The following is a 10237-nucleotide window of genomic DNA, read 5'->3' as shown; positions in this document are numbered from 1 at the left end:
TTACTGGTACGCCCGGCAGGATTCGAACCTGCGACCTACGGATTAGAAGTCCGTTGCTCTATCCAGCTGAGCTACGAGCGCACTGTAGAAAAATCATACTGTAAATACGGACGGTACTATAACCAACGTGGAACAAAATGCAACACCATTTGTAATTACCTCTTTTCAGTTCAGCTTCCCCTCGCAGATCCGCTTCCAGATCGGACCGTTTTCCGTATCAATCACCGTGATTCCTTTCCTTGCCAGCTCATCCCTTGCAGCGTCCGCAGCCAGCCAGTCCTTCCTCAGGCGGGCCTCTTCTCTCAACTTTATCAGAGCATTGACATCCGGAGCCAGCGGACAGCCTTCCAACCTGAAAATATTGAGAACCCGGTTAATCTTTTCCAGAGTCTCAAGAATATAGTTTCTCTGGTCCTGGTCAAGATGATTCACCTGCAGGATAGGATTAAGCTTTTTAATAAAGGTATAGATACCACTCATCCCCTTTGAAACATTAAGATCATCATCCATTGCCCGGAAGAACTGCTTTTCCATGGTCGAAACGTATGCGGTCACCTCCGGATGAGGCATTCCCGGGGGAAGGCAGTGCAGCTTGCAGGTGAACTCATCCAGGCGCCTCAATGCCGTACGCACGGACTCAAGCCGTTTCAGGGAAAAATTAATCGGCTTGCGGTAGTGGACCGAAAGCAGCATAAAGCGCACTTCACGCCCGCTGTACCCCCGTGCCAGCAGGTCCCGCAAGGTCACTCTGTTACCGGCTTCCCTCGACATACTCCTGGAATCAACCACCACCATTTCTGAATGGAGCCAGTAATTGGCCAGGGGCTTTCCCGTCAGGGCCTCGGCAATGGCAATTTCGTTTTCATGATGGGGAAAGATCAGGTTCCTGCCGGCTGTATGAATATCCATGGTCGGACCGATATTCGTGGTGGCCATGGCGGAACATTCCACATGCCAGCTCGGCCTTACGTTACCCCAGTCCGTTTCAAAAAAAATACCTTTTTTCAACTCTCCCAGTGTCGATCGTTTCAACAGGGTAAAATCCCTGGGATTATCCTTTTCATAGTTATCCAGGTCAACCGTTTTGCCGAGTTGAATTTTGCCAAGGTCAATGCCGGACAATCTGCCGTATTTTTTAAACTTGGAAATATCAAAGTAGATCGAACCATGTTTCTCATAGGCATATCCCTTGTGAATCAGCTCATGGGACATCTCAATCATATTGGCGATATATTCGGAGGCCTTGGGATAATCTGTTGCCGGTTTAACTCCCAGCGTTTCAATATCCTCGAGAAAACTGGCCATATAACGGTCTGTAAATTCCCGGAGGGGCAGCCCCGCGTTTTCCGCACCTTCAATCGTTCTGTCATCAATATCGGTGAAATTCATATAAGAATCCACCGCGAACCCTTTTTCCTCCAGAGTACGGGTAATAAGATCAGTCACCACGAAGCGTCTGCATATCTGGAGATCGGCAAATTCATAGGCGGTGGGTCCGCAGGAGTAAAAAGTTACCCTGCCCTCCCGAAGAGGAACAAAGGGTTCCTTTTTTTTGCTCATCGTATTGTAAAAAAGCAGTTGATCCTCTTTTTCCTTTTTCTTCTCAACGGAAAAAAGAGGAGTGCTCAGATACCTCTCCCCTCCATCCGGGAGCATCACGACGATCAATCCCGTGTCCACTGTTTTCGCGTAATCAATGGCTGCCGCCATGGCCGCCCCACTGCTCATCCCCACCAGCAGACCTTCATGCCTTGCCAGACTCCTTGCCATTTCGAATGAAGGTTCGTCATCCACCGACACCACCTCGCCTGGAATATTTTTATCAAAAATACCAGGCTTATACGATTCCTTCATATTTTTCAGCCCCTGGATCTTATGCCCCAGGTGCGGTTCCACGGCGATGACCTTCACATGGGGCTGAAACTCGTTAAACCAGGCGCAGAGCCCCATGACGGTTCCGGATGTCCCGAGAGTCGCCACGATATGGGTCACCCTGCCTTGGGTCTGTTCCCATATTTCCGGTGCGGTTCTGTCGTAATGGGCACGCCAGTTGGCCTCGTTATTGAACTGGTCTGCAAGAAAATACCGTTCCGGATACTCCCTTGCCATCCCATAAGCCTTCTCAATAGCCCCGTCCGTTGCCCTTTTAGCGGGAGTAAGCAGAATTTCAGCACCATAGGCCTGCATGATTTTTCGCCGCTCAACAGAAGCCGACTCCGGCATAACAAGAGTACACCTGTAGCCTTTTGCCGCGCAGACCATAGCCAGCCCGATACCGGTATTACCACTGGTGGCCTCCAGAACAATTTTGTCTTTCGTCAGCTCCCCGCTTTTTTCGCCCGCCTCAATCATGGAAAGGGAGATCCGCTCCTTCACAGAACCACCTGGATTACAGGACTCCAGCTTTCCATATATCTGCATGGAATCATGACTGAAAAGACGATTGATCCTTATGAGAGGCGTATAGCCGATGGCGCTTAAAATATTATCGTGTAGCATGTTCTATTTCACTGGAAGACTGCCTGTTCTCTTTTATTCTGCATGCCCGGGAAAGATACCAGAACCGCATGAGAGCGTCTCTGCATTTTTCGTCAGCAATAGTACTGACCTGGTGCTCGAACGCCTCAACTTCCTTGTTATCGGGCTTGACAAATGTAACTGACCGTACCGGTTTTACTTCATCATCTTTTACTCGAACCGGAAGGACCATTTTTATATCATCAAGACGGTTCAAACGAAGGGCCTGATTCAATACATCCAGCAGCTGCATTTTCTCAAACTGCAGCTGCTGCAGCCAGGAAGAATTTTCAACTTCAATCCAGAGCACACCCCTCACAATTTTCAGGGGACTGGCATATTCATCAATCTCAGGCCCCACCAGTTCCCGCCATCGTGGAAAAATTGAATACAGATCAAGCTGTTTTTCCCACCCTCGCTCACGCACAAGCTCGGGAAGCAGGCCGGCCAGCGATCTTGCCCTCTTTTTTTTGTAACTGTCCACGGGTTTTAACCGACTGTTTCGAACAAATTAAAGGTACATTTAAGGTCATTCCTGAATCCTGCAACCGGCGGCTCCGAAGTCCGCAAGACCAGTCCCTGATCACAGATATCTTGAAAACAGACACTACTTTTAATTAAGAAATTTGGCAAGAATTGTTCTGGCCACTCCACCAAAAATGAAAAAGCCCCCACACCCTGGCAGGATGTGGGGGCTTTTGACTATTGTCGAGTCAGAAATCAGTAAATGGTAAGATATTCATCAAGCTCCCAATCAGTCACAGCGGTTCTGAAGCTGTCCCATTCTTTTTCCTTGGCCTCAATATATTTTTCAAAGATATGATCCCCAAGGGTTTCTCTGGCAATCGGATTCGTCTTCATTTCTTCAAGGGCTTCCTTGAGACTGGCAGGCATGACCTTGATGCCCTCTTCTTCCATTTCCGCCTCACTCATCTTGAAAATGTCCTTGGCCACTTCCGGAGGAGGAGTCAGGTTGTTCTTAATACCGTCAAGTCCGGAGTTAAGCATCATCGCCAGGGCAAGATAGGGATTACAGCTCGGGTCCGGACAACGAATCTCGGTGCGGGTGGAAAGACCACGGGCAGCAGGAATCCTGATAAGAGCCGAACGGTTGGAGGCCGACCATGCGGCATAAACCGGTGCCTCATATCCGGGAACCAGACGTTTATAGGAATTAACCAGGGGATTGGTCACCGCGGCAAAACCACGGGCATTTTTCAGGGAGCCGGCAATATAGGAGTAAGCGACCTTGGAAAGCTGCAGGTCATCACTCTCATCAAAAAAGGCGTTTGTACCGTCAAGATTGAAAAGTGACTGGTTGGTATGCATCCCCGAACCATTGATACCGAAAATTGGCTTGGGCATAAAGGTCGCATGCAGTCCATATCTTGCTGCGATTGACTTGACAACCCATTTGAATGTGACGGTATTGTCTGCCGCTTCAAGGGCATCAGCATATTTGAAATTGATCTCATGCTGTCCCTCGGCAACCTCGTGATGGGACGCCTCAATCTCAAAATTCATGGCCTCAAGGGTCTCGATGATTTCACGACGGCAATCGTTTGCCATGTCCTCGGGATCCAGTGAGAAATAACCAGCGACATCGTTTGTGATGGTTGTGGGCGCGCCATCCTCATCCCTTTCAAAGAGGAAGAATTCAGCTTCGGTTCCCACGTTCATGGTATATCCCATTTCCCTGGCTTCAGCCAGGACACGCTTGAGATTAACCCGGGGGCATCCACCAAAAGGAGTACCGTCTGATTTATAAACATCGCAGATTATACGGGCGGCAGCAACGCCATCTCTGTTTCTCCAGGGAAGTACGGTAAAAGTATTGTAATCCGGCTTGAGATACATGTCCGATTCATTGATACGGACAAATCCGTCGATGGAAGAACCGTCAAACATCATGTCCCCGTCAAGGGCTTTGCCGATCTGGCTTTTCGGAATGGCAACATTCTTCATAAAGCCAAGAATATCCACAAACTGAAGGCGAAAATACTGAATATTCTCATCTTCTATTGTCTGCATTATTTCTTCCCTAGTCATTTTCACAGCCTCCTTTTGTTCGATAAGATTTTGCCTGAACCCCATATAAAGGATGGCCCGGCATTCGAGTCAAAAAAACAATTACCATTACATAACATTTTTGGCAGTTTCTGCAAGAAAAATCAATTTTTATTACAAGTTTGTTATTTTTAAGCGCAACCTATCCATTGCGAATTACACTTCAGACCTAAATCCTGCACTTCAGAAAATGAAAAAATATAAATATAACTTGATTTCAATGTATTAAGATGTATTTAACGAATTTGGCCATTCACTTTTTGAGTGAATGTAAATTTTTTCATTTTCTTTGCCCTGCGGGATTGGCAATTGCAGGATTTAGGTCAGAAGTCAATGTCGTTAACTTAAGGACAAGATGGTTCAGGAAAGTCCCATTCTGACCTTGGCCGAGGGTGTCTGCAGCCAAGACGGCTGCAGTCAAGCCCCCAGGGACGGGTTTATGCGTCCCTCGGACGAGGTCGGAAAGGGACTTATCGCTTAAGCGAACGACATTGTTTCAGAAGTAATAAAATCACAGAGTTGCTATCCCTGTGACCAATTGCGACCGACTCATTTCAACCTGCAATACGACCAACTGAATGCAGGAGCCCCTGGGTTACTTCCTGCTGAAATTCCTCGTCAAGCAGTTTTTTCCCTCGATTATCCAGGACATAAAATACATCAATCAGCTGCCCCACCTCAGTTGCGATATACGCCTTATGGATATTGATGCCGAAATCAGCAAGAGTCTGGGCAATACGATAGAGCTGACCGGGAAGGTCAGCAGAATAAACCTCTATCACCGAATAAGTATCGGAGCTTTTATTATCAATGACAACCTTGTTGGTCACCTCACCGGCAAGATCGCGCTTTCTGCTGTAAACCGAAGAAAGCTTCCTGTAGAGACGATGACCGAGCCCCAGCCTGTGACTGATTGCCTTGTCCAGATCCTCATTCAATCCGCGCCAGTCTTTCTCCCTGAATTCAAGTCCATCCGTCGGTCGAACATCAATCACATCCACCACGGTTCCATCTTCCCAGGTAAAAATCTGAGCCCTGACAACCTCAAGATTATTCAGCGTCATCACTCCACATATCTTGGCCAGCAGACCGGGGCGATCAAACGACATGATCAGAAGAGACCAGCCGTCCTCACTCTCATCGGCCCTGATCAGCGATTTCTGACGCAGCAGCTGATAATGATCCCTGTGACTGAGCACATGATCAGCAATAACCTCAGGTTCAAAGGAAAGCATATAATCCGCGGACAAGGTTGCCGCAGCCACGCGCAAACCCTCCTCTTTCGCCAGCAGTTCTCCAACCTGCTCCCGAAGCCATTCGACTCCCTGCTCAACATGATCCTCCAGCTCAACACCAATCTCTCCCCGCCCCCGGTGCGCAAAATCAAGATAGGGATAAACCTTCAGGTACAGCTCCTCCATAAGGGCGGCCTTCCATGACGACCATGCGGACGGCCCGGTTGCCTTTGAGTCGGCAATGGAAAGCAGGTACAGCATGGCAAGCCTGTCGAGACTGCCGATGGTTTCTGCGCACCTCCGAATAAAGAGAGTATCATTAAGATCTCTTCTCAGTGCATTCTCAGGAATGAAAAGATGATAACGGACCAGAAACTGCAGACCATCGCACTCAACCTCGCTGAGGCCCAGCCGCCTTCCTGCCTCAACCGCCACCTCGGCCCCTTCAATACTGTGATCCCGCCCCGACCCCTTGCCTATATCGTGAAGAAGCGCGCCAAGATACAGCACCCTTAACGATTTTACATTTTTAAAGACCCTCTCCAGTTCCCCCTCTAACTGCTTCAGCTCAGCCACGGCCTGAAGCGAATGCCTGTCAACAGTATAAATATGATACACATCATACTGACAGAGGGTAACAATCCTGGAAAATTCAGGTATACAGGCAGGCAGAACTCCGGTCTCCAGCATGGTTTCAAGAACCGGAAAGATATCCTCCGCCTCAAGGAGAATATTGATGAACGCTTTTGTCAGGCGAGGCGAAGCACAGACTTTCCCGTCAATCAACCCCAGATGACCGACAATCATCTTTCTCGTCCGATAATGTAAAACCAGGCCGGTTCTGGCCATCACCAGAAAGAGACGCACAAGGATATGAGGTTTGGACCGCAACTGATCAATACCGGCGGTAAGATGAATCTTACCTTTGCGGATCTCTATACCTTTTTCAACATTTTTATCCTTGACTCCCCTGACCTTCGCAGCCAAACCCAGGACCTCATCCACATGATCAAAAAAGAGATCCGTGATAACCGCGATATTCTGCAGAGCAGCGTAAATATCCCTCATGAAACTCTCTACCGCGAGCACACCGTTGCGGTCACGATAGCCGAAAACCGCGGCAGCATCCGCCTGCTGCTCAAAATAAAGCTGCTCATTCTTCCTCTTACTCTGACTGTGAAGATACCCGCGCAGGCGGGTGAGCATCCGCCTGGAACCGACAAACTCTTCCCTCTCTTCATCAAGAAGCAGGCCGGCTCCACACATATCATCAAGCCCGTCAAGACCGAAAACCATCTTGGCAGTCCAGAACATGGCCTGGATATCCCTCATGCCACCCCGGCTTTCCTTTATGTTCGGTTCAAGAAGATAGCCATGACTGCCAAACCTTTTCTGCCGGACAGCGCGATGCTCCTTCATCTGAACAACAAAATTTTCCCGCCGACCATCAACAAAACGTTTGCGGTAGACCTTCATCAGTCTGACAAAAAGCTTCTCGTTGCCACAGATAAGACGGCTGTCCAGCAGGGCGACACGTGAAAAATATTCCTCCCTCGCCTGGGCAACAGACTCTTTAACGGTACGAACGCCATGACCAACTTCAAGACCAAGGTCCCAGAGCGGATAAAGAATGCCGTCCGCAATACTGTTCACCCTGGAAGACCGTCCCCGGTAAAGGATCATGAGATCGATATCAGACCGCGGAAAAAGCTCCCGCCTGCCGTACCCCCCCAGGGCAACAAGGGCAACGGAATCCTTACCGTCCACAGCAAGAGAATCAAAACAGCGTACAATAAAACGATCCACGATATCGCTGTATTCAAGAAGCAGATGATCGCTCCCAAGCCCTTTTGCCCACTGCAGCTCCAGAGGCTCTCTTTTCTCTCGAAACTCGGAAACCATCAGCTATACCGCATCCCGATCCTCCTCCCCGGTACGGACGCGCACAACCCGCTCAACCGGTAATACAAATATTTTCCCGTCACCAATCTTTCCGGTATTGGCCGCGTTTCTGATCTTATCCACAACCTGATCCACCTGCTCTGCGGCGACTACAATCTCCATCTTCACCTTGGGTATAAAATCAATGATATATTCAGCACCTCTGTATATTTCGGTATGCCCTTTCTGACGCCCATACCCCTTAACCTCGGACACAGTCATCCCGGTAATACCCATCTCGTTCAAGGCATCTTTCACATCATCCAGCTTGAACGGTTTTATAATCGCTTCAATTTTTTTCATAGTAACCTTTCAGTTTTCATCAAGCCCGTAGCAAATGCTCACAATCACCAGCTTTTCACGGTCTCTTTAGTCCGCATAAACAGGCTATAGCGAACAGAAGAGTCTGCAAAAATCTGCGGCACCTGTGAGCAGTTACACTTCAGAGGTAATAAACTCATAGAGTTGCTACCCCTGTGACCAGTTACATTCCTTAAGCATATATTCCCTGCCCGGGGGCAGCCAGGATTTCTACCATGGAAACATACCACAGGCAGCCCTTCCCATGCACTAATTGTTATAGGCGGTTTCCGAATGTTCTGTAGAATCCATACCCTCAACTTCAGCATCCTCTTCAAGACGCATCCCCATCACGGAATGAATAAGTTTAAAAAGAACCCAGCTGACAACAAAGGCGTAAAGGGCTACCGCCGCAATGCCGACACATTGATAGTACAGCTGAGCCGCATTTCCGGCAAACAAACCGTCGGCACCACCGGGATTAACACTTCTGGAGGCAAAAAGACCGAGACAGAATGTTCCCAGGATACCACCGACTCCATGAATCCCAACCACATCCAGAGAGTCATCCAGGTTGAACCTGCTTTTGGCACTGACCGCCAGAAAACAGCAAAGCCCGGCAAGGCAGCCAATGATAATCGCCGCATTGGGCCCGACAAAACCCGCCGCTGGAGTGATTGTGGCAAGCCCACTGATAGCCCCCGACGCAGCTCCAAGGGTTGTAGCCTTGCCCAGAGTCAACCATTCCATGACCACCCACATAAACATTCCGGCCATTCCGGCCATATGGGTGGCGACAAAAGCTGTTGCAGCGATTTCATCGGCGGCCAGAGCCGAACCACCGTTAAAACCAAACCAGCCGAACCAGAGCAACCCGGTTCCCAGCATGGTCATGGGCAGATTATGGGGCATGAAACTGGTTTTACCATACCCTCTTCTCGCGCCGATCACAAGAACACCGGCAAGGGCAGCGGCACCACATGTGGCATGCACCACAAGCCCTCCTGCAAAATCAAGCACCCCGAGACCGGCAAGCCAACCACCCTTTCCCCATACCCAGTGACAGACAGGATTATACACAAGGATTGTCCAGAAAAGTGAAAAAACAAGAAAAGGAACAAACCTGACCCGCTCGGCAAAGGCTCCGGTAATCAGAGCCGGGGTAATTATAGCAAACATGCACTGATAAATCATAAAAACAGTCTGAGGGATTGTAGTAGCATAATCAGGACTTGGAGCACTGGTCACTCCACTCAGACCGAACCAGGACAGGTCCCCGACAAACCCTCCGATATCCGGGCCAAAAGACATGGAATAACCAAGATAGACCCACTCAATCGAAACCAGGGAAATCATGATCAGACTCTGCATAATGGTCCCGAGAACATTTTTTCTCCGAACCATACCACCATAAAACAGCGCAAGCCCCGGTGTCATCAACAGCACCAGACCTGCAGAAGCCAGGATAAACGCGGTATCCGCCTTATTCATTCAACTCACCTCAACAGTTCAGTTTTCACATGATCTGCGATCCGGCCGGATCGCAGATCACAATTTTACACACTTACCATTCAACCCACTGAATATCACCCGCCGCCCTTCCGGGCATCCGTTCACAGATCCAGATTAAAAGACAAACAGAAACAGCACAGTTTCACTTTTGGTTACATTATTGTTAATTTAATTATTTTTTGCAACATAAATGTAAATTTTCTGCCGAGGGAATGCGGACAGAAGAGACTGTGAAAAGTCCATTTTCCAGGGTGACCTTTAATTTTCCTCGGACAGTGCCCCTTTGCCACCTTTTCCAACGGGAGAAGTTTACATTTCCACTATCAACCGGTATGCTGACCACGTAGTTGAATCAGTGAGGGCTCAATGGTGATAAAGCCTTTTTGTAATTAGTCACAGGCACCGGACAAAACATATATGACCTAAATCCTGCACTTCAGAAAATGGAAAAATGTAATTATGAGTAAATTTCAATATGTTATGTTATATCTAACGAATCCGGCCATTCACTGTTTGGGTGATTGTACAATTTTTCATTTTCTTTGCCCTGCGGGATTGGCGATTTTACCGAATCTGCTTCGTTTTCAATGGCTTGAAGTATGTCTATACGTCGACGCCATTGAACCTCGCATCTCCGGCAAACTCGCCAATTGCAGGATTTAGGT

General features: G+C 48.6%; 6 protein-coding genes and 1 tRNA gene. All 7 read right to left on the bottom strand.

Going from position 1 to position 10237, the window contains the following annotated elements:
• Positions 1-4: 4 nt before the first annotated feature.
• Positions 5-81 (bottom strand) — tRNA-Arg (locus ACXLDX_RS01220).
• 84 nt (positions 82-165) lie between these two features.
• The gene (cysS, locus tag ACXLDX_RS01215) at positions 166-2499 is read right to left on the bottom strand and encodes a cysteine--tRNA ligase (protein WP_457575366.1); all 2334 of its coding nucleotides are present in this window, start codon (positions 2497-2499) and stop codon (positions 166-168) included.
• Complete coding sequence (locus tag ACXLDX_RS01210) at positions 2486-3001, bottom strand: DciA family protein (RefSeq protein ID WP_457575365.1); 516 nt, start codon at positions 2999-3001, stop codon at positions 2486-2488. The genes cysS and ACXLDX_RS01210 overlap by 14 nt, the downstream gene beginning before the upstream one ends.
• Positions 3002-3237: 236 nt before the next feature.
• Positions 3238-4566, bottom strand: coding sequence for a type I glutamate--ammonia ligase (gene glnA / locus ACXLDX_RS01205; protein WP_457575364.1), 1329 nt, complete (start codon positions 4564-4566; stop codon positions 3238-3240).
• Between the two features lie 572 nt (positions 4567-5138).
• Positions 5139-7721 (bottom strand): [protein-PII] uridylyltransferase, encoded by a 2583-nt coding sequence (gene glnD / locus ACXLDX_RS01200; protein ID WP_457575363.1) that lies wholly within the window; start codon positions 7719-7721, stop codon positions 5139-5141.
• 3 nt (positions 7722-7724) lie between these two features.
• Positions 7725-8063 (bottom strand): P-II family nitrogen regulator, encoded by a 339-nt coding sequence (locus ACXLDX_RS01195; protein WP_457575362.1) that lies wholly within the window; start codon positions 8061-8063, stop codon positions 7725-7727.
• 267 nt (positions 8064-8330) lie between these two features.
• Positions 8331-9551: an ammonium transporter gene (locus ACXLDX_RS01190; RefSeq protein WP_457575361.1), complete on the bottom strand. Its 1221-nt coding sequence runs from the start codon at positions 9549-9551 to the stop codon at positions 8331-8333.
• Positions 9552-10237 lie beyond the last annotated feature (686 nt).

This window comes from Desulfomarina sp., assembly GCF_054039375.1.
Note: the sequence above shows the minus strand (reverse complement) of the source record. Positions and strands in the feature narration are given on the sequence as shown.